The following is a 20328-nucleotide window of genomic DNA, read 5'->3' on the forward strand; positions in this document are numbered from 1 at the left end:
CAGGCCGCCGACTTACACCCGCCATTGGGGCGACAAATGCGCCCGATGCCTCCGACAGTGTCCGAATAGTCGCGATCGGCGAACGCCCACAAATCTGGATCGCTTCCATTCTCGGCTAATAGAGCTATTCCAGATCTACATGGTCAGGATGGTGGCGAGTCAGCACGCGGCGAAGCGGCTCCGGATGGGTGTTCACCGGCCAGTCGACGTCACGGCCGGGGCGACCGCGTCACCATTCTGTGCGCGAATACCCGACCCTCGGCGGCACGTCGGCTTAGACCATTCGGTGGACGGCGCCCGCCCGCTGAAGCCCTCACAACCGTGTCACGGGCGTCGGTCGATTCGGCCGGCCCCGGCGCCGCCGATCGAACAAATCGGCGCAGTGACGTGATCTCACCAGGGGTTGACGGTAGGTATCGGTATTCGGAATGGGTTGGGATGGCGGGCGGCGCGGAGTCCAAGCGGCGGCTCACGGCGGCCGCGAGCCGGGAACAGGCCCGGGGCGGTCGCCGGGCCCCGGCGGTGCGACGATGACCCGATGCCAGCGACAACGGCCCGCAGCCGCACCACTGGTGGCCGACGGTCTGCCGCGGCACCGGTCCTGCTCGCCGCGACACTCGCCCTGCTCGGCGGCTGCGCGCCGGTTGGCGACGTGGCGAGCGCCCCGCCCGGCACACCCGCCGCCAGACCGCCGGGCGATGACGGCCCGTCCGCCGGCAACGGTCCGACGTCCGCCTGCCCCGATTCCGGCGTACGGATCAGCTCCCCCGGCGTCAGCGCCGCCATGGGGCTGCGGGCGATGGGTCTGGAACTGGTCAACTGCGGCGACCGGCCCTACCGGCTGAACGGGTATCCGGCGCCGCAGCTGCGGGACGCCGGCGGGAACGTCATCGGGGTCCGGGTGATCCACGGGGCGAAGGGCATCACCTCCGGCTTCGACGATCCGCCCCGGCCGCTGCTCCTGGCTCCCGGCGAGGCGGCCGGCGCCGCCCTGCTCTGGCGCAACCTGGTCACCGACCCGACCGTCGTGGCGACCAACGCCGAGCACCTGGCGGTCGCCCCGCTGCCGGGCCAACCCGTACAGGAGGTGGCCATGGAGGGCGGGATCGACCTGGGCAACACCGACCGGCTCGGGGTCAGCGCCTGGCAGAAGCGCGAGCCGAGCACGCCCACGCCGACCCCCGCAGCGCCGACCCCGCCGCCCACCACACCGGTCCCCCTGCTCTGACCGGGGGCGATGCTCTCAGCTGGTGATGTCCTTGCGGGTGAAGCGCCAGAAGGCCAGCCCCCAGAATCCGGTCGCGTAGCAGATCGCGGAGACCGCGCCCCGGACGATGTCGTCGGTCTGCACCGGCGTGGAGAGCAGCCCCAGCCAGGCGGTGCTGTAGTGGGTCGGCAGGAACGACCGGATCGCGCCGAGGGCGGTGATCTGGTCCAGGATGCTGGAGAGGATCCACAGCAGCACCGCACCGCCCACCGCGCCGAGGGCGGCGTCCGTGATCACCGAGAGCAGGAACGCCAGCCCGGCGACCACCAGCAGGACGACCGCCAGGTAGCCGAGCACCGCGAGCAGGCGCAGCAGCCCCTCGCCCGGCTCCAGCTGCGCGGCGACCGTGCTGCGCAGCGGCGACCACCCGTAGCGGAGGGTGCCGATGGCCAGGGCCGTGCCGGCGAGCAACACCAGGGCCAGTCCCGAGTACGCGAGCGCCACCAGCAGTTTCACCGTGAGCAGCCGGGCCCGGGGCACCGGGATCGCCAGCAGGTAGCGCAGGCTGCCCCAGCTCGCCTCGCTGGCCACCGTGTCGCCGCAGAAGAGCGCCACCACCACGACCAGCAGGAACGAGGCCGAGACGAAGATGGTGAAGAGGGTGAAGTTCAGCCCGCCGGAGGTGGCGAACGACACGAGGCTGCCGAACTCGCCCCGCCCGTTGTCGTCGTCGCCGGAGTCGAACTGGAAGGCGATCAGGATGATCAGCGGCAGCAGCACCATGAAGCCGAGCGCCAGCTGGGTACGCCGTCGTGACGCCTGCCGCCGGAACTCCGCGCCGAACGGCAGCGTCCGCGCGGGCCGGTAGCCGGCGGCGGCCCCCGAGGCTGCCACGCCGGCCGCGTCCCGCGTCGGTTCGACAGTCGATCCCGCCATCACCGGTCCCCGCTTCCCCGAGAGTTCTCGCCCACCAGGGCGAGGAAGGCGTCCTCCAGGCGGCGCCGGGGCACCACCCGATCCACTCCGATCCCGGCCCGCACCAACTCGGCCACCACCTCGCTGCGGGCGGTGCCGTCGGTGTCGACCACGAGCTGCCCGTCGGCGTCGTCGAGCACCCGTACGCCGTCGAGGCCGTCCAGCACGCCCCGGGCCGCCGTCGGGTCGCTCACCTCGAACAGCACGCTGGGTGAGTCGCCGACGATCTCCTCGACCGGCCCGGCGGCCACGATCCGGCCCTTGTTCACCACCACGGCGTGGGTGCAGGTCTGCTCCACCTCGGCGAGCAGGTGGCTGGAGACCAGCACCGCCCGGCCGTCGGTGGCGTAGCGCTGGAGGACACGGCGCATCTCGGCGATCTGCGGCGGGTCCAGCCCGTCGGTCGGCTCGTCGAGCACCAGCAGCTCCGGCAGGCCGAGCATCGCCTGGGCGATGGCGAGCCGCTGTTTCATGCCGTGGCTGTACTTGCGGACCCGCCGGTGCACCGACGAGCCCAGCCCGGCGATCTCCAGCGCCTCGTCGAAGTGGGCGTCGGCCTCCGGCCGGCCCGTCGCCCGCCAGTACGCCCGCAGGTTCTCCAGGCCGGACAGGTGCGGCAGGAATCCGGGGCCCTCGACCAGCGAGCCGATCCGCGACAGCACCGGTGAGCCCGGCACCAGGCGGTGCCCGAAGACGTAGATCTCCCCGGCCGTCGGCTGGGTCAGCCCCATCAGCACCCGCAGCGTGGTGGTCTTGCCGGCACCGTTGGGCCCGAGCAGGCCGACCACCTGGCCGGGGTGCACCTCGAAGTCGACCTCGGAGACCGCCACGAAGCCGTCGGCGTACTCCTTGCGCAGCTGCCGCACGGCCAACGGGGTGTCCGCGTACGCCGGATGCACGGAGGTGTCCTGGCGGCGGTGCCGCAGGCGTAGGACGGCGACGAGCACGACGAGCCCGACCACGATCGCGGCGAGCAGCCCGGCCAGCGCCCAGCGCCAGAGCACCGCCTCGGTCGGGATGGGGTCGCCGTCGACCGTCGGCAGGCTCACCGGCGCATCACCGACCGCCACCGTGTGCACGTTCGGCGCGATCGGGGTGGTGTACGCCTGGTCCGAGGTGGCGACGACCAACTGGAGCCGGTGCCCCGCCTCCACCCGGTGCACGATCGCCGGCAGGGTGACGGTGACCGGCTGGGCGGCGTCGATCGTCGCCGGCAGGTCGGTCAGCCGGATCGGGGCGATCAGTCCGCTGGGGAGGGTCGCGGCGCCCTCCGGGTCGACGACGTAGAGCTTGGCGAAGAGGACCGCCTCGCCGGCGGCCGAGGCGGCGCGGATCTGGACCGTCGGCGACCCGACGATGTCGACGGCCTCGGCCAGCGGCTCGGACTCGAACCGGGCGTGCTGCCCGGGGATGTCCCCGGCCACGCCGCTGAGCAGCGAACTCAACGAGCCGGCGAACGGCACCGACGAGATGGCGGCGGGGGTCCCGGCCGGCGGGTTCGCCACCCGCTGCGCCGGCCCTTCCAGCCTCACCTCGTGCCGGGACTGCCCGCCCAGGCCGGGATAGTCCGCCGTGCGGTAGCCGGTGGCCACCAGCCCGCGGTCCATCGCGTCGAAGCCGGCGATCCGGGAGAAGGTGAAGGTGCCGCCGGGCGCGTCCCCGGTGCCCGCGACGTAGTGGTCGAGCCACTGCGCGGTCAGGAACTTCACCCGGTCGGAGTCGGTACGCGGCCCCGCGCCGCCGTCGTGCCCGCCGGTGAACCAGGCGACCCGCACGGGGGTGCCACCCGCGGCGATGCCCCGGGCGTTGGCGTCGGCCTCGCCGAGCGGGAAGAGGGTGTCCGCCGCGCCCTGCACCAGCAGGGTGGGTGCCGTGATCCGGTCCAGCACTCCGGCCGGGCTGGAGCGGCGCAGCAGATCCACGGCGGCCTGGTCGGCCCGGCCGGTGGCGGCGATGCGCAGGTAGGCCAGGCAGACCTCGGCGGCGAACCGGCCGCAGGCGGGATCGGCGCCCGCGCCGCCGGTCGGCGCGCCCGGTGCGGTTCCCGGCCCCTGCCCCGGTGCCGGGCTGGGCGGGCCGGGGGCGGGCGCGCCCTCGAATGCCTCGTCCGTGCTGCCGGAGATTCCGGCCGGGCCGGAGCCGACGCTGCCTCCCCCGCCGAAGAAGATGCCGGCCCAGCCCGACTTGAACACTCCCTCGGTCGGCTCGCCTCCGGCGCTCTCCGGTAGGAAGGCGCGGGACAGGTCGTTCCAAGTGATCATGGGGACGATCGCGTCCACCCGTTGGTCCTGGGCGGCGAGCAGGAGCGCCAGGGCACCGCCGTAGGAGCCGCCGACCACCCCCACCCGGGGATCACCGGCGGCGTCGGTGCGGATCTCCGGGCGCTCGGCCAGCCAGTCGAGCAGCCGCTGGGCGTCGCGTACCTCGTGGTCGGGGCTGTCCAGGTGGATCTGGCCGCCGCTGCGGCCGAAGCCCCGAGCGGTCCAGGTCAGCACGGCGTATCCCCGGTCGGCCAGTTCCTCGGCATCGGTGCGGACCGAGTTCTTGGTGCCGCCGAAGCCATGGGCGAGCAGCACCGCCGGCACCTTCCGGCCGGCGGCGGTGTCACGCGGGAGGTACAGGGTGGTGTCCAGATCGACCGGCTCGTCACCGCCCGGTCCAGACCGGACGGTGAGCATCGCGGACTCGGTGCGGAAGCCCGGCCGGTCCGGCCAGACCGCCCAGACCACGGCCGCCGCCAGCAGGGCGACGGCCACCGCGGCGGCGAACGCCCGGCGGCCGGTGGGCAGGGCACGTCGGATCCGTGCGGCCGGGAACGGCGATCTCATGCGGCACACGGTACGGCCCGAAACCTGAGTGGTAGCTGAGATCCGCCGTACGTCCGTCCTGGTGGGCCGATCGTCATCCGGAGAAGGTCATCCGCCCAACGTCCAGTGGCAAACCTTGGGACGGCTTCGCATCATGGTAATTCCTGCTTTTCATCGGAATCCGTACCCAAGCACGCCTATCCCCCGGGCCAGCGGCACGCACCGTGATCGGATCGATCGCCGTAAGTGACATCGCTCGAAGTGACGAAAAGCTGACCCTCGCAGACCGGATACAGGCCATCCCGCGTCGATTAGTTTTCCGGTCCGGCGCACGGGACCGGCTCGTCGGCGCCGTCCGAGAACCTGCGCCACCGCCGGAGGAGACAACCATGACCGTTCCCGCTCCGCGGGTCCGTCGCCGGCCCCGGGCACCGGGCCGGCTGTTGCCGCTGCTACTCGCCATCGCGCTGCTGCTGCCGGTGGCGTTCCTCGTCATACAGGCCCACCGGCTCATCGACGCCGACCACGACATCGCCGAGCGGGAACGGCTCGGCGTCGAGTACCTTCGCGCCCTCGGCCCCGTCACCGAGGCGCTGGTCGACGCGCAGACCGCCGCCGTGAACGGCCGACCGTTGCCCCGGGGCACCCTCGACCAGGCGGTGGAGCAGGCCGCGACGGTCGACGCCCGGATCGGTGGCGAGTTGAGCACCAGCGAACGGTGGGCCGGGCTCCGCGCGAAACTGGAGGCGCTGCCCGAACGCTCACTCACCGACCCCGAGGCCGCCTTCACCGTGTACGGCGAGGTCACCGACCTGCTACTGGCCCTGCACGGCAAGGTCCGGGAGACCTCCGGCCTGATCCGGGACTCCGGTGCCGACCTGTACTTCCTCCAGGACGGCGTCGGCGAGGAGATGCCGGAGGCGATGGTGGCCGCGGGCCGGCTCGCCGACCTGGTCGTGCTGATCGGCCGGCGGCCCGCCACCGACCAGATCCGCTCCCTCAGTCAGCTGGCCACCCTCCGCGGCGCCGCCCTGCAACCCGCCACTGACCTCGCCAACAACCTTCGGGCCGTGGTGGACAGGTCGGAGAGCGCGGACCTGGGCGCGAGCGTGCTCACCCCGTTCGACGCCTACCAGCGCGCGGTCGAGGCAATGGCCCTGTTCTCTCAGCCGATCGACCGCGCGGGCACGATCGACGCGACCCGGCTCGTCGCCGCCCGGAACGAGGCGCAGCAGGCCGCGAAGCAGCTCCAGCCTGTCCTCCTCGACGAGATCGACCGGCTGCTGGTGGATCGGCTCGACCGGTTGAACCGCGACCGCCTGCTGGTCTTCGGCGCGGGCGGCCTCGCCGGCCTGCTGCTGATCGCCCTCGCGGTGCACGGCTGGGTGTCCCGCCCACGGGACACCTCCGCCAGGCCCGGATCACCCGGCAGCGCAAGCGTCGAACCGACCCCGACCCCGGCCGCCGGTGCCCGGTGGGAGCCCATGGGGCTGGGCCCGGCCGGCGAGCAGCCACCAACGCTCCTGCCGGTGGGCCAGGTCCACGAGCCGGACCGGTGGAGGCCCTTCGATGCTGCTCGGTAGGCTCCGGATCCGGGGCAAGCTCACCCTGCTGGTGATCATTCCGCTGCTCGGCGTGCTGGGGCTGACGCTCCCGGTCGTCTGGGAACGGGTCGGCGTGGCCCAGCGGGCCGGCGACATCGAGAGCACCGTCCAGGTCGCCAGCCGCGTCGGCACCCTGCTCCAACACCTCCAGCGCGAACGCATGCTCGCCATCGGGCTCCTGCTGGGGCAGGTCGAGCGCAGCCAGCTGGTGCAGGAGATCGCAGAGGTGGACGACCGGATCGTCGACCTGCGCGTCGAGTTCGGCGGCGACCTGCCGACCGAGGTGCGCGGTGCCCTCGACGGCATCAAGCAACTGGCCGACGTCCGGACGGCGGTGCTGGCCGGACGGGCCGCCCCCGAACAGGTCATCGGCGCGTACGGGCCGATCCACCTCGCCCTGATCGACTCGTTGCGGCTGCCGTACGACGTGGACACCCGTTCCCCGGCCGGCCGGCAGGTGCTGGCGCTGGACGGCATCCTGCGCAAGAGCGAGGGGCTCAGCAACGGTGGCGCCATGATCGTGCTGGTCGCCGTGGCACCGGATCCGCAGCTCGCCACCGCGTTCGTGGCCAACATGGCCACCCTCCAGTCGGAGAGCAACCAGATGCTCGGTCTGCTCACCCCCGAGCAGCAGGCGCTGGTGGGCATCGAGCAGACCGCGATCGACGCCCGCACCAGCCCGGAGTTCCTCCAGCAGAGCGCCCTGGACCCGGTGGGCGCGGTGGCCGATACCCCCGTCGAGGCCCTCTTCCCGACCATCTCCTCGCTGATCACGCTGGGTCAGTTCGTGGAGAAGAAGCTGGTCGCCGACGTGACCGCCGAGGTACGCGCACAGCGCCAGGCGGCGCTCGCCGGTGCGTACTGGGTGGCGGGCCTGGTCACGCTGACCCTGATCGTCGTCGTGCTGCTCGCCCTGGCCATCGGTCGTACGGTGACCGGGCCGCTGACCCGGCTCACCCGCTCCGCCGACCGGGTCGCCCGGGTCGCCGAGTCCGAACTGGTCCGGGTCGCCGACGACGAGACGGACAACGCGCAACCGGTCCGCCTCGATCCAATCAACGTGCGCGCCCGGGACGAGATCGGCGACCTGGCCCGGGCGTTCGAACGGGTGCAGAGCACGGCCGCCCGGCTGGTGGAGCGGCAGGCGGCGAGCCGCCGCAACGTCGCCCAGATGTTCGGCCACGTCGGCCGGCGTACCCAGAACCTGGTCGGTCGGCAGATCGCCCTGATCGACCGGCTGGAGCAGCAGGAGACCGAGCCGGGACGGTTGGAGAACCTGTACCGGCTCGACCACATCTCCAGCCGGCTGCGGCGCAACGCGGGCAACCTCGTGGTGCTCTCCGGCGCCACGGGCGACGTCGCACACGTCGCGCCGGTTCCGCTGGCCGACGTGGTCCGCCTGGCCCTCGGTGAGATCGAGGACTACACGCGGGTGGACGTCCAGGTGCCGACCGAGGTCGCGGCGGCGCCGGCCATCATCGGCGATCTGGTGCTGGCGCTCGCCGAGCTGATGGAGAACGCCACCGTCTTCTCCCCACCCCACACCCGGGTGCTGGTCAGCGGCGAACTCATCGAGACCGGCGTACGCCTGACGGTGATCGACCACGGGATCGGCATGACCGAGGCGCGGCTGGCCGACGAGAACGCCCGGCTCACCCGCCGGGAGCGGCTGGACCTCGCCCCGACCGAGGTGTTGGGGCTGTTCGTGGTGGGCCGGTTGGCCCGCCGGCACGGCTGGGCGGTCGGCCTCTCCGCGACCCCCGGCGGCGGCGTCACCGCCACCGTGCAGCTACCCCGCGTGTCGCTGATCATCGGGGCCCCCGAACAGGCCGGCCTTCCGCTCGCCCCGGTCGGCCGGGCCGTCGTCCCGATGGCCGCGCTGCCGACCCGGCCGCAGTCCGGGGAGGCGGCCTCGCCCGGGGAGGCGACCTCGCCCGAGGAGGCGCTGGCGGTGGTCGGCCCGGCCCGGCCGGCGACGGATCCGGCGGCCCGGCCCGGGTTCGACCCGAAGCTGCTGACCCGGGCCACCGAGAGCATGGAGTTGTCCGAGTCCTGGGACGCCTTCGCCACCAGCCCGGACGCCGCGCCCGCGACCGGCGCGGAGCCGGCCGTCGCGACCGGGGTCGACGCGACGACCGTGGCGGCGCCGCCGATCCCGCCGACCTCGGCGGGCCCACCCGCCCCGATGCCGGGGATCCGGCAGCGGGTGCCCGGCGCCAGCCTGCCGGCAACAGCACCGAAGGTGGGGCCGGTGGACGCCACCGGCGCCGATCCGATTGCCGCCCGCGCCGCGGTGGAGGAGTTCGAGTCGGGGGTACGCCGGGCCGAGCAGAGCCAGGCGGGCGCCCTGCCGCAGCCGGTGGAGCCGCCGGTCCCTGCCGGGCTGGCGCAGCTGTCCCGGCGGGTTCCGGGTGCCAACCTGATCGCCCAGCTACCGCAGCAACCGCTCGCCCAGGACCCGGGCGATCCGGCCGAGGTCCGCGATCGCATCAACGCGTTCGAGACCGGCGTCGCCCGGGCTCTGCACGATGTCCGTAACGACCGCAGCGACGAAGAGGGAACGCCACGGTGACCAGCCCGCACGTACACGAGAACCTCGACCACCAGAGCCATCAGGCCGGCGACCTCAGCCCCGAGGCCCGCACCTTCAACTGGCTCCTGGACTCCTTCACCTCGGGGACAGCGGGCGTGTTGGAGGCGATCGCCGTGTCGTCGGACGGCCTGCTGATGGCGATGTCCGCGATCAAGGACAGGTCCAACGCGGAACGCCTCGCCGCGGTCGTCTCCGGCATGACCAGCCTGGCCGGCGGCGCCGCCAGTTGGTACGCACTGGGCGGGTTGAACCGGGTGGTGGTGGACATGGCCGAGGGCTACCTGCTGATCAGCGCGATCAGCAGCGGCTCGGTGCTCGGCGTGGTCGCCGACCGGTCGGCGAACCTGGGCACCGTCGCCTACGAGATGACCCTCTTCGCCGGTCGGGCCGGTGGTGCGCTCACCCCGCGTCTGATCGCCGAACTCAAGAACTCCGTACAGCAATGAATCCCGACGCCGCCGGTGCGGAGCAGGAGCCGGTGGTCCGCATCCGGCCCTACCTGCGTGAGTCCTCCCCGGCCGGCTCCGCCGGCCCGGCGGGCGCACCGGCGGCGGTCGGATCGGAGCCCGAGGCGGCCGGACCGACCGGACCGCGCCCCTTCGTGCTCACCGCCGGCCGGGTGGCCGGTGCCGACCCTACGATCGGCCTGGAGACCCAGGTGACCGCCCGGCCGACCACCGAACCGTGGAGCGTCACGGCCACCCGGCTGACCCCGGAACTCCAGGCGATCGTGGCGCTCTGCGGTGAACCGATCTCGGTAGCCGAGATCTCCGCCAAGGCCCGGTTGCACTTCGGCGTCACCCGGGTGCTGGTGGGCGACCTGCGCGCCGCCGGCCATCTGGACGTACACGTCACCGACGCCGACGACGCCCTCGACCCCGACGTCATCCTGCGAGTGATTGATGGACTCCGTGCAATCTCCTGACTGGCCGGTCGCCCCACCGGGCGCGCTCTCCGCCAACAGCGCCGCGGCCCGCTATGGCGGCCCCGCACCGCACCCGCCGTCGATCGGACGGGCCACCCCACCGGCCCCTCCCCCGGCGGCCCCGACGGCACCGCCGCCCTACCGGCCGCCGGCCGCGACGCCCGCCCCGACCGGTGCACCGCGCGCGACGCCGCCGATCCCGGTCAAGATCCTGGTGGCCGGCGGCTTCGGGGTCGGCAAGACGACCACCGTGGGCTCGATCTCGGAGATCGCTCCGCTGACCACCGAGGCGGAGATGACCACCGCCGGGATCGGCGTCGACGATCCGGGACAACGCTCCGGGAAGACCACCACCACGGTGGCGATGGACTTCGGCTGTGTCACCATCGATCGCAGCCTGAAGCTCTACCTGTTCGGTACGCCCGGCCAGACCCGGTTCGGCTTCATGTGGGACGACCTGGCCCGGGGTGCGCTCGGCGCGCTGGTGGTGGTCGACAGCGCCCGGCTGGACGACTGCTACCCGGCGATCGACTTCTTCGAACGGGCCGGGCTGCCCTTCGTGGTCGGGGTGAACGCCTTCGACGGACGACTGGCGCACGACCTCGGTGCGATCAGGTGGGCCCTGGCGATCGGCGAACATGTACCTCTGGTGCAGTTCGACGCCCGGGACCGACTCTCGGTGCGGGACGCTCTACTGGTCGTCCTGGACCGGGCGTTGGACCGGGCGACCCGGGAGAAACGGGCCTGAGCCGAACGGCTCGCGGCCCCTCGTGGAGGGGGTGAGGCGGATGAGAGGCGGACTGGACGAGACCCTGGCCCGGATGCGCCGGCGCGAAGAGGCGCTGCGCCGACGGGCCACGGACCCGACCGGGCCGGCCGACGACCAGCTCGGTCCGGAGCCGGAGGCGTACCCAGACCACGCGCCCGGCTCGCGGGTGAGCCGGGTCGACAGCCGCAACGCGGGGCCCGGGTGGGCCAGCGCCCGCGAACCGGCCCACGAGGCACCACCCCGGCACCCGGTGGAGGATGCCGCCGAGGCGCTGCGCGCGGTCGTCGCGGCACACCCGGGGGCGTCCGTCACCGCGCAGGTCGAGCACGGCGGGCAGGCGTACGACCTGCGGGTCGAATGGGTCGACCAGCAGGTCACGGTCAGCGGGCAGCCCGCCGCGCGACCACCGGCCTGGCCGATGTCGGTGAAGACCGTCCCCGGCTGGTCCGCTCTTCAGGAGGGGCCGAGCGAGGACCCGGCGGCCCGGCTGGCCGAGCTGATCCGCCGCGACCCGTCGCTGCTCACCGGGGAGGAGCCGCCGGGCCGACCGGACGGGAGATGACCGGGCCGTTTAGGGTCGGGCGGTGGGCGAACCCGAGCTGACCCTGATCGCGAGCCTGCGGCCGGCCGCACTGGACGCCCGGCGGGGCATCGTCCGGGTGCACCCGGAGGCGCTCACCGCGCTCGCGCTGCGGCCGGGTGATCCGGTCCGGCTGGCCGGCCGCCGGGTGACCGCCGGCATCGTCGCGCCGGCCGAGCAGACGGCCAGCGCCGCCCTGCTGCACGCCGACGATCTCATGCTGGGCAACCTCGGCGTACGCGACGGCGGGCAGGTGCGGCTCAGCCCCGCCCCGGTCACCGCCGCGCAGCGGGTGCTGCTCGCCGGGCCGCCGGAGATCGTCGCGGTGGTCTCCCCGGAGATGCTGCGGCTGGCGCTGCTCGGCAAGGTGGTCACCACCGGCGACGATGTCTCGCTGCTGCCCCAGGACGTGCTGCCGGACGCCTCGACCCGCACCCTGGTCGACGCCGCCCGGCGCAGCCTCTCCACCCGGGTCGGCTACGCGTGGACCAGCACCCTGCTGCGGGTCGTCGCCGCCGAGCCCGACCCGGGCGCACTGGTCACCATGGACACCCTCGTCGGCTGGGAACACGGCCCGGCCACCCACGGCGACGCCGGCACCGGATCGGGTGCCCGGCCGCTGGCCGGTGACACCGGAACCCTGCCGGCGAGCGGCGCAACCGATCGTTCCCCGGCGGCGGGCGCGGGCGGCGGCAGCCGCGCCTGGACCGCCGTGCGGGGCGGGGACGCCGCCCGCACCGACGTCGGACCGACCGACATCCGGGCCGGCGAGGTGGACGCGCGGGACGTGCCGTCGGTGGACGAGCTGCCCGGCCTGCGCGCCCAGGCCGAGGAGCTGACCGAGCTGCTCGACCTCGGCTTCCACCACCGGGAGGTGCTCCGCCGGCTGGGCACCACCGTGGCGCTCGGGGCAGTGGTCAGCGGCCCGGCCGGCTCGGGTAAGTCGGCGCTGGTCCGGGCGGTGGCCGCCCAGGTCGGGGCCCGGGTGCACCGCCTCTGGGCGCCGGAGATCGCGGCGTTGAGCAACTCCTCCGCCGCCGCCACGCTGCGGTCGGTGACGGCCGAGGTGCTGGCCGGCGGGCCGGCCGTGCTGCTGGTCACCGACGTGGAGGCGCTCGCCCCGGCGGACGCACCGGGGCCGGTGGCCACCGTGTTCCGGCAGTGCGTGGCACAGGTCGTCCGGGCCGGGACGGCGGTGGTCTGCACGACCAGCCGGCCGGAGGCCCTCGACCCGGCGCTCCGCGCCCCGGACCTGCTCTCGCTGCGAATCGACGTGCCGCTGCCGGACGCCGCGCTGCGCCGGGAGCAGCTGACCGTGCTGACCCGCCCGGTACCGCTCGCCGACGACGTACGGCTCGACGAGGTCGCCGCGCGTACCCCCGGGTTCGTCGCCGCCGATCTGGCCGCCCTGGTCCGCGAGGCCGGGGTGCGCGCGGCCCGGCGACAGAAGTCGGCGCAGACGCCGACGGTGCTGATGGCGGACTTCACCGCCGCCCTGGAGGTGGTCCGGCCGACCACCATGGCCGCCGCCACCCTCGAACTGGCCCGGGTGACCCTCGACGACGTCGGCGACCTGGTCGAGGTCAAGCAGGCGCTCACCGAGTCGGTGCTGTGGCCGCTGACCTACCCGGACACGTTCGCCCGGCTCGGCGTGCAACCGCCGCGCGGGGTGCTGCTCTACGGCCCACCGGGCTGCGGCAAGACCTACCTGGTCACCGCGCTGGCCGGCACCGGCCGGGCCAACGTGCTGTCGGTCAAGGGCGCGGAGCTGCTGTCGAAGTGGGTCGGCGAGAGCGAGCGCGCGGTACGCGAACTGTTCCGCCGTGCCCGCGAGGCCGCGCCGACGCTGGTCTTCCTCGACGAGGTGGACGCCCTGGCTCCGGTACGCGGCCAGGCCACCGACGGCGGCACCACCGACCGGGTGGTCGCTGCGCTGCTGACCGAGCTGGACGGGGTGGAGGCGCTGCGCAACGTCGTGGTGGTCGGCGCGACGAACCGCCCCGACCTGATCGACCCGGCGCTGCTGCGCCCCGGACGGCTGGAGCGGCTGGTCTACGTGCCGCCACCGGATGCCGAGGCCCGGACGGAGATCCTGCGGGCCGCCGCGCGCACCGTGCCGCTCGCCGAGGACGTCGACCTCGCCGGGCTGGGCGAGGAGTTGGACGGCTTCTCGGCGGCCGACTGCGCGGCCCTGATCCGGGAGGCGGCGCTGGCCGCGATGCGCGAGTCGCTGACCGCCACCACGGTCACCGCCGAGCACGTCACGGCGGCCCGGTCCCGGGTACGCCCCTCACTCGACCCGGCCCAGGTCGCCTGGCTCGCCGCGTACGCCGAACAGCGCGGCTGACCGCCGGCTATCCCTCCAGCGAGATCTCGGCGTACACCCGGTCGCCGTCCTCGCGCAGTTTCGCGCCACACTTCTCCAGCACCGACAGGGCGCCCCGGTTCTCCCGGGTGGTGTCCGCCACCACGGTCCGCATGCCGGCCGCCGCCGCCAGGTGCAACAGCTCGCGCAGCGCCGCCGGGCCGATGCCCTGCCCCCGGGCCGAACGGCCGAGCCACATGCCGACCTCGACGGCGTCCGGCTCGTCGCGCCGGCCCATCCGGATCATCCCGACCACCTCGCCGCCGGCCACGATCGCGTACATCGCGGTGCGGGTGTGCCCGTCGAGCCCGCCGAAGTTGGCCCGATGGAACTCCCGGAACGCCTCCCGCCGGGCGTGCGACCACCCGGTCGGTGCCGCCACGGGCGGCATCACGTCGGCCGGCTCCGCCTCGGCGACCGCTACGGAGAGCAACGGTTCGAGGTTCTGCTCGGCCACCGGCTCCAACCGGACCGCACCCGTCACGTGCCGCAGTCTCCCGCGCCCGGCGCCGCAAGTCCACCCGGTTGGCGGCGACCGGACCCTCTGGCGGGCGGGACCGGCCGGTCGGGCCGAAATCCCGTCACACCTCACGCTGGGTTGTCGCCCAGCCGGGTGAACTCGCAGTACACGGCCGACGCGTCGTCGGCCGGCTTGTGCCGACGCAGCCGGTCGGGATGGTCCCGCTCGGCGTCCCGTACCCGCTCGATCAGCGCGCCCGGCCCCTCGGCGGCCACCACGTCGAGCAGGCCGGCCCAGTCGAACAGCGCGAACTCCTCCACGGCGGCGGACGCGCCGTCGGTGAGCAGCACCGCCCGCCGCAGCGCGTCCGGCCCCCGCAGCGGCAGCGTCCCGACCACCGCCTGGTAGGCCGCGTCGGGGTCGGCGGCGGCGACCCAGTAGCCGTGCGTACGGTTCATCCGCTCCCGCTGCACGGTGACGGCGTGCCGGAACCGGGTGGTCCAGTCGGTCGACTCGGGCAGGGCGGCGGCGGTGTCGCGCAGGCTCGCCGCCGAGGCCGCCAGCCGGTCATCGGCGACCACGTCGACCCGACCGCCGGTGTCCAGCACCAACGGGCTGTCGCAGAGCACGAGATAGTCGACCTGGTCGCCGCCGTCGCGCAGCAGGCACACGGTGCTCGACGGGGTGCCGGGATGATCGAGGTCGCACTGCCCGCCGTGGTCGGCGCGGACCGCGAGGATCGCCGCGGCCAGGTTGCTCACCAGCGTCGCGGCCGGGCGGGCGGCCTCCGCCAGGCCCAGCCGGGCAGCGAGATGCCGGACATACCACTGCGGCCCGTGTACGCAGCCGGTGTCGAAGCCCTCCGGCACGGTGGCGCCGTCCAGCACCCCGACCAGCGGGCCGAAGTGGAACACCAGATCCTCGTTGACCGCCCGGCCCGGCGGCGGGGCGGACGCGGAGCGTACCCGCAGAGTGGGTGGCGTCCCCACCACCGCGCCCCGGCGACGCTCGCCGGGCGCCGCCTCGGGCGGCCCGGCCCCGCCGGCCAGCTGCCCCGGCTGCCCCATCCGCCCCGGTCGTGCCCCGCCTCCACCCATCGCCGCCACCCCCGCCCGGAGGCTACCCGTCCCCCCGCCCACCATGCCCCCACCCCCACCCCCACCCCGGCCCCGGCCCCGGCCCCGGCCCCGGCCCCAGCCCCAGCCCCGGCGATCTTGCAGTTGTGGTCGCGGCATAACATCTCAATACCGGCATTCAGGTGACCACAACTGCAAGATCGCCGCGGTGGGAGGGTGAGGGTGGGGTTCCTGGGGCGCGCTGGTTAGCGGCGGCGGTTGCGGGCGCGGGAGGCGCGTAGCCGGATCAGCCGGCCGACGAGCACCGGGTCGGCGGCGAGCGCGGCCGGATCGTCCAGCAGCGCGTTCAACAGCTGGTAGTAGCGGGTGGCGGAGAGCCCGAAACGGTCCCGGATGGCCTGCTCCTTGGCGCCGGCGTGCCGCCACCACTGCCGCTCGAAGGCGAGGATCTCCCGCTCGCGCTCACCGAGACCGCCCGCCGCCGGTTCCCCACTGACCGCTGCCCCGGCAGCGCTGACCACGGACCCGGCGCCGCCAACTGCCCCGGCACTGCCGGACTCGACCTCGACACCCCCGGACCTGGACCCGGCAGCGCCGGGGTCGGCGGTGGTGGGGGGCGCGGCGGGGGCGGGGGCTGTCTCGGGTGTGACCTCATCCGGGGCCGACTCCAGCTCGGGCGCGGACCTCGGCGGCGGCACCGTGACCGCGTCCGGGCCGGTCTGCGCTGCCGGGCTGGCGTCGGCGGGCTGCATGGGGCTCCTCACGAGGGGCGGCCGGCACGGGCGACGCCAACCGAGTCTCCCAGCCTAGCCACGGCCACCAGGCAGCGCACTCCGGCGCGTCGTGGGCGCGGCCACACCCGGCCGCGCCCACGACCGGCTCAGGTGATGTCCCGCCGGCGCATCGCCCAGAGTGCCGCGCCGAGGAAGAGCACGATCCCGACGGTGAACAGCACCGACGAGTGCTGCCAGGTGATGTCCAGGGTGGCCGGCTTGCACTCACCGGTGTAGGTGGCCTGGCACGCCTGCCAGTCCTGAAGGGTGACCGACTTGGCCATCCAGGCGTAGGCGTAGGTGGGCAGCAGCCACGCCTCGGCGAAGCGGACCTGCGCCATGGACAGCAGGATGCCGAGCCCGATCTGGCCGACCACCAGGACCGCGATCGCCCCGCCGAGCGCCATCGCCGTGTGCCGGCCGAGCGAGGCCAGCGCGAAGCCCACCGTTGCCGCGACCAGTGCCAGTACGATGCCGCGCAGCCCGGTGATGAGGAACGACTGCCAGGCGCCGGCGGTCATTCCCTCGGTGGTGCCGCGCCAGTTGGCGACCAGCCACAGGCTGCCGAACCAGGCAGCCGTGGCCGGCAGGGCCAACCCGAGCAGTCCGGTGAGCAGTGCGCCCAGCTTGGTCAGCAGGACGGTCAACCGTCTCGGGCGCCACAGCAGCAGGTTCATCATCCCGCCGGTGTTCCACTCGGCGCCGACGAACGACGCGCCCACCACGAAGCCGATCAGCCCGAGGATCCCGGCGAGCGGGATCAGCATCTCGCCGAAGCTCTCCCGGAAGTTGAAGGTCGAAGGGAGGAACCAGCGCTCCTCGTACGACTCCCGGGGCGGCGGGATGATCTCGGCGCAGTCGGCCGGGTAGTAGTCGACGTTCTCGCCCGCCGCCTTGGCCCGCTCGCAGTTCGCGCGCTCCTGCTCGGAAAAGCGGACCTGCTCCTGGTGCTGTGCGTCGGCGGCTCGCCGCGCTTCCGCGTGCTGTTCAGGGCCGATCTTCTGGTTGGTCAGGAACAGGCCCACCACCACCAGGACCAACACCAGCAGGCCACCGGCGGTCATCCAGCGGGCGAAGCGCCGCTTGGCCAACCGGCGCAGTTCGGTACGGAAGAGACTCACGCGCCCCAACCTCCCCCGGCGGGCGCGGACGGCTCCGCCCCGTCGACTCGTACGGACTGGTCGACCTGCCGGTGCTGGCCGGGTACCGGCGCGGTGGCGGTCAGTTCGAGGAAGACGCTCTCCAGGTCGACCGCGATCGGCGCGAGTTCGCTCACGTAGAGGCCGTGCTCGGCGAGGAGCCGGGTGACCGTGGCCGGCTTGTCGACTCCGGCGAGCAACAGGTGATCCGGGTTCGTGGTGACGCGTACCCCGGCGCTGGTCAGCGCGGTGGCGGCGACCGGCAGGTCGGCGACGGCCTCCAGCCGCACCCGGACCGCGCCGGACGAGTGCTGCCGCAGCACCTCCTCGACCGGGCCGAAGGCGACCCGCCGGCCCAGCGAGATGATGGTGACCGAGTCGCAGATCAGTTGGATCTCGCCGAGGATGTGGCTGGAGAGCACCACCGTCATACCGGACTCGGCGAGGTTGCGCATCAGCGTGCGCATCTCCCTGATGCCGCCCGGGTCGAGGCCGTTGGCCGGCTCGTCCAGGATCAGCAGCCGCGGGTTCTTCAGCAGGGCGGAGGCAACGGCGAGTCGCTGCTTCATGCCGAGCGAGTACGTCTTGACCCGCTCGTCGGCCCGGTCACGCAAACCGACCAGTTCCAGCACCTCGTCGACCCGCCGCGCCGGCAGGTCGACGGCGCTGGCCAGCAACGACAGTGTGTCCCGCGCGCTGAAGTGCGGGAAGAACTGCGGGCTCTCCACGATCGCGCCGACCTGCCAGGCGACCTGGTCCAGCGTCGCGGGCACCTCGTGCCCGAGGATCGCCATCCGGCCGCCGTCCGGCCGGATCAGGCCGAGCAGCGTACGCAGTGTGGTGGTCTTGCCCGAGCCGTTGGGGCCGAGGAAGCCGTGCACCTGCCCCACCTCGACCCGCATGTCGAAGCCGTCCAGGGCGTTGCGGGTGCCTCGGCGTCGACTTCGGTACGTCTTTCGTAGACCTTCGATTTCCAGGACAGCTGGCAAGCTGCACCTCCCCCGTTGATGTGGGTGACGACGGACACCATACGCGGTATGCAGACGAAGGCAATACCCGGTATGCATCGCCACGCCGACGAACTGTCGAACGGGGACCTTTCGGGGCTCTAGGCGCAGACGACGTGCACGCCGGCGGCGTGGAAGGCCTCGACCACGTCGGGCGCCGCGCCGGAGTCGGTGACCAGCGTCTCGACCCGGTCGACCGGGCAGATCCGGGCGAACGCGTGACCGCCCAGCTTGGACGAGTCAGCGATGATCACCACTCGCTTGGCCCGGGCCACCATCAGGTTGTTCATCGCCGCCTCGCCCTCGTGATGGGCGGCGGCGCCGAGCTGCGGATCGATCGCGTCGACGCCGAGCAGCGCCACGTCCAGGGTGACCTCGCGCAGCAGCGCCCCGCCCAGCGGGCCGACCAGTTCGAAGGACTTCGGCCGCACCACCCCACCGGCCACCACGACCTTCATCCGGGAGCGGACCAGCAACTCGTTGGCGATGTTCAACGCGTTGGTGACCACGGTCAGCTGAGCGCCCTCGGCGTTGGTGTTCAGATCCGGCCGGACGGCCAGCGCCCGGGCCACCTCGGTGCTGGTGGTGCCGCCGTTGAGACCGACCACGGTGCCCGGCGAGACGAGTGCCGCCGCGGCGGCGCCGATGCGCTGCTTCTCGGCCGAGTGCTTGGCCGTCTTGTAGCGCAGCGGCAGGTCGTACGAGACCCCGTTGGCGACCGCCCCACCCCGCGTACGCGTGATCATCTGCTGCTGGGCGAGCTGGTCGAAGTCCCGGCGGATGGTGGCCTGGGAGACGTCCAGCCGCCCGGCGGCCTCCTCGACGGTGACCCGACCCGAGTCGGTCAGCATCTCGAGCAGGGCGTTCCATCTCGCGTAGCGGTCCACCCCGGAGCCTCCCGTCCCTGCACGATCGGTGCTTGGTTGCGTGCACACTAGTGCTCGAAACTACGATGAGGCAAAAGCTCGGGCTGCTCGATCGTCGCTGCGGTTGCGATTACCATCAGGTTTCACGCAGAATGACGCGCGAAAGACGGGATTAACGAGCCGTAATGCGCAACGGTCCGCCCTGCGAGGAGTTCTCATGGCGTACGTCCACGCGGAGATCGCTAGCCAGCCGGACTGCTGGCGCCAGGCGGCCGAGCTGGCCCCCACGGTGGTCGACCACCTCCCACGCCCCGGCGAGCGGGTCGCCGTCGTCGGCTGCGGCACATCGTGGTTCATGGCCATGGCGTACGCGGGCCGCCGCGAGGCCGCCGGCCAGGGCGAGACGGACGCGTTCCAGGCCAGCGAGTTCCCCGCCGGCCGCCGCTACGACCGGCTGCTGGCGATCACCCGCTCCGGCACCACCACCGAGGTGCTGGACCTGCTCACCGCGCTACGCGGGCGGACGCCGACCACGGTCCTGGTCGGCGACCCCGACTCCCCGGCGGTGGCGACCGCGGACGCCGCCGTCACCATGCCGTTCGCCGACGAGCGCTCGGTCGTGCAGACCCGTTTCGCGACCACCTCGCTGGCGTTGCTCCGCGCCCACCTCGGCGACAACATGACGGCCCTGGTCGCCGACGCGGAGGTCGCCGTCCGCGCCCCGCTGCCGATCGACCCGGGCCTGATCGAGCAGGTCACCTTCCTCGGTCGCGGCTGGACCATCGGGCTGGCCCAGGAGGCCGCGCTGAAGTGCCGCGAGGCGGCCACCTTCTGGGCCGAGGCGTACCCCGCCATGGACTACCGGCACGGCCCCATCTCGGTGGCCGCCCCCGGCCGGCTGGTCTGGGCCTTCGGCGAGCTGCCCGACGGGCTGCCCGAGGATGTCGCCGCCACCGGCGCGGCCTTCGCGCACAGCCGCACCCACGGCTGCCGCACGGTGCTGAGCCGGTGGGCCGCCGGGCGTACCCCGGTCGACCCGATGGCCGATCTGATCCTGGCCCAGCGCTTCGCCGTCGCCCTCGCCACCAGTCGCGGGCTCGACCCCGACGCGCCCCGGCACCTGAGCCGTTCCGTGGTGCTCACGTGAACTCCTCGCCACGAGATCGTGGTACGAAACTGTCC

Annotated in this window: 17 protein-coding genes; 9 read left to right on the plus strand and 8 right to left on the minus strand. The window is 73.5% G+C overall.

Going from position 1 to position 20328, the window contains the following annotated elements:
* Positions 1-538: 538 nt before the first annotated feature.
* Positions 539-1228, plus strand: coding sequence for a DUF4232 domain-containing protein (locus O7615_RS10175; RefSeq protein WP_278177159.1), 690 nt, complete (start codon positions 539-541; stop codon positions 1226-1228).
* A 15-nt stretch (positions 1229-1243) separates the two neighbouring features.
* On the opposite strand, the gene O7615_RS10180 is transcribed toward O7615_RS10175, so the two are convergent.
* Positions 1244-2143 carry an ABC transporter permease subunit gene (locus O7615_RS10180; protein ID WP_278177160.1) on the minus strand — a complete coding sequence of 300 codons (900 nt, stop codon included), beginning with the start codon at positions 2141-2143 and terminating at the stop codon, positions 1244-1246.
* Positions 2143-5010: an alpha/beta fold hydrolase gene (locus tag O7615_RS10185; RefSeq protein WP_278177161.1), complete on the minus strand. Its 2868-nt coding sequence runs from the start codon at positions 5008-5010 to the stop codon at positions 2143-2145. Before O7615_RS10185 ends, O7615_RS10180 begins: the two co-directional genes overlap by 1 nt.
* A 368-nt stretch (positions 5011-5378) precedes the next feature.
* On the opposite strand from O7615_RS10185, the gene O7615_RS10190 reads away from it, so the two are divergent.
* The 7 genes from O7615_RS10190 to O7615_RS10220 are packed head-to-tail and all read left to right on the plus strand — an operon-like array spanning position 5379 to position 13807.
* Positions 5379-6572 (plus strand): hypothetical protein, encoded by a 1194-nt coding sequence (locus tag O7615_RS10190; protein ID WP_278177162.1) that lies wholly within the window; start codon positions 5379-5381, stop codon positions 6570-6572.
* Positions 6559-9165, plus strand: coding sequence for a nitrate- and nitrite sensing domain-containing protein (locus O7615_RS10195; RefSeq protein ID WP_278177163.1), 2607 nt, complete (start codon positions 6559-6561; stop codon positions 9163-9165). The genes O7615_RS10190 and O7615_RS10195 overlap by 14 nt, the downstream gene beginning before the upstream one ends.
* On the plus strand, positions 9162-9632 hold the full coding sequence (locus tag O7615_RS10200; RefSeq protein WP_278177164.1) for a roadblock/LC7 domain-containing protein: 471 nt from the start codon (positions 9162-9164) through the stop codon (positions 9630-9632). The genes O7615_RS10195 and O7615_RS10200 overlap by 4 nt, the downstream gene beginning before the upstream one ends.
* Complete coding sequence (locus tag O7615_RS10205) at positions 9629-10111, plus strand: DUF742 domain-containing protein (RefSeq protein WP_278177165.1); 483 nt, start codon at positions 9629-9631, stop codon at positions 10109-10111. The genes O7615_RS10200 and O7615_RS10205 overlap by 4 nt, the downstream gene beginning before the upstream one ends.
* A complete protein-coding gene (locus O7615_RS10210) occupies positions 10089-10859 on the plus strand; it encodes an ATP/GTP-binding protein (RefSeq protein ID WP_278177166.1) in 771 nt (256 codons plus the stop codon). Before O7615_RS10205 ends, O7615_RS10210 begins: the two co-directional genes overlap by 23 nt.
* 40 nt (positions 10860-10899) lie before the next feature.
* Positions 10900-11442 carry a hypothetical protein gene (locus tag O7615_RS10215; protein ID WP_278177167.1) on the plus strand — a complete coding sequence of 181 codons (543 nt, stop codon included), beginning with the start codon at positions 10900-10902 and terminating at the stop codon, positions 11440-11442.
* Between the two features lie 22 nt (positions 11443-11464).
* A complete protein-coding gene (locus O7615_RS10220) occupies positions 11465-13807 on the plus strand; it encodes an AAA family ATPase (protein ID WP_278177168.1) in 2343 nt (780 codons plus the stop codon).
* Between the two features lie 7 nt (positions 13808-13814).
* Here the strand turns inward: O7615_RS10220 and O7615_RS10225 are convergent, their stop codons facing one another.
* The 6 genes from O7615_RS10225 to O7615_RS10250 all read right to left on the minus strand — a co-directional run bounded on the left by O7615_RS10225 (position 13815) and on the right by O7615_RS10250 (position 19167).
* Entirely contained in the window at positions 13815-14309 is a 495-nt protein-coding gene (locus O7615_RS10225; protein ID WP_278177169.1) for a GNAT family N-acetyltransferase, read from the minus strand.
* Positions 14310-14413: 104 nt separating this feature from the next.
* The gene (locus O7615_RS10230) at positions 14414-15382 is read right to left on the minus strand and encodes a hypothetical protein (protein ID WP_278177171.1); all 969 of its coding nucleotides are present in this window, start codon (positions 15380-15382) and stop codon (positions 14414-14416) included.
* 224 nt (positions 15383-15606) lie between these two features.
* The gene (locus tag O7615_RS10235) at positions 15607-16113 is read right to left on the minus strand and encodes a DUF3263 domain-containing protein (protein WP_278177172.1); all 507 of its coding nucleotides are present in this window, start codon (positions 16111-16113) and stop codon (positions 15607-15609) included.
* A 128-nt stretch (positions 16114-16241) separates the two neighbouring features.
* A complete protein-coding gene (locus tag O7615_RS10240; protein WP_278177173.1) occupies positions 16242-17255 on the minus strand; it encodes an ABC transporter permease subunit in 1014 nt (337 codons plus the stop codon).
* A complete protein-coding gene (locus O7615_RS10245; RefSeq protein WP_278177174.1) occupies positions 17252-18262 on the minus strand; it encodes an ATP-binding cassette domain-containing protein in 1011 nt (336 codons plus the stop codon). The genes O7615_RS10240 and O7615_RS10245 overlap by 4 nt, the downstream gene beginning before the upstream one ends.
* A gap of 119 nt (positions 18263-18381) precedes the next feature.
* Positions 18382-19167, minus strand: coding sequence for a DeoR/GlpR family DNA-binding transcription regulator (locus O7615_RS10250; protein WP_278177175.1), 786 nt, complete (start codon positions 19165-19167; stop codon positions 18382-18384).
* A gap of 196 nt (positions 19168-19363) precedes the next feature.
* Here O7615_RS10250 and O7615_RS10255 point away from each other — a divergent pair, with 196 nt between their 5' ends.
* The gene (locus O7615_RS10255; protein ID WP_278177176.1) at positions 19364-20293 is read left to right on the plus strand and encodes a sugar isomerase; all 930 of its coding nucleotides are present in this window, start codon (positions 19364-19366) and stop codon (positions 20291-20293) included.
* Positions 20294-20328 lie beyond the last annotated feature (35 nt).

Source organism: Micromonospora sp. WMMD1082, assembly GCF_029626175.1.
Classification (GTDB): domain Bacteria; phylum Actinomycetota; class Actinomycetes; order Mycobacteriales; family Micromonosporaceae; genus Micromonospora.

Excerpts from the sequence above, each read along its gene's own strand:
- O7615_RS10235 (WP_278177172.1), bottom strand. The coding sequence starts at position 16,113 with ATGCAGCCCGCCGACGCCAGCCCGGCAGCGCAGACCGGCCCGGACGCG.
- O7615_RS10195 (WP_278177163.1), top strand. The coding sequence starts at position 6,559 with ATGCTGCTCGGTAGGCTCCGGATCCGGGGCAAGCTCACCCTGCTGGTG.
- O7615_RS10185 (WP_278177161.1), bottom strand. The coding sequence starts at position 5,010 with ATGAGATCGCCGTTCCCGGCCGCACGGATCCGACGTGCCCTGCCCACC.
- O7615_RS10210 (WP_278177166.1), top strand. The coding sequence starts at position 10,089 with ATGGACTCCGTGCAATCTCCTGACTGGCCGGTCGCCCCACCGGGCGCG.
- O7615_RS10215 (WP_278177167.1), top strand. The coding sequence starts at position 10,900 with ATGAGAGGCGGACTGGACGAGACCCTGGCCCGGATGCGCCGGCGCGAA.
- O7615_RS10175 (WP_278177159.1), top strand. The coding sequence starts at position 539 with ATGCCAGCGACAACGGCCCGCAGCCGCACCACTGGTGGCCGACGGTCT.
- O7615_RS10255 (WP_278177176.1), top strand. The coding sequence starts at position 19,364 with ATGGCGTACGTCCACGCGGAGATCGCTAGCCAGCCGGACTGCTGGCGC.
- O7615_RS10190 (WP_278177162.1), top strand. The coding sequence starts at position 5,379 with ATGACCGTTCCCGCTCCGCGGGTCCGTCGCCGGCCCCGGGCACCGGGC.
- O7615_RS10230 (WP_278177171.1), bottom strand. The coding sequence starts at position 15,382 with ATGGGTGGAGGCGGGGCACGACCGGGGCGGATGGGGCAGCCGGGGCAG.
- O7615_RS10205 (WP_278177165.1), top strand. The coding sequence starts at position 9,629 with ATGAATCCCGACGCCGCCGGTGCGGAGCAGGAGCCGGTGGTCCGCATC.
- O7615_RS10180 (WP_278177160.1), bottom strand. The coding sequence starts at position 2,143 with ATGGCGGGATCGACTGTCGAACCGACGCGGGACGCGGCCGGCGTGGCA.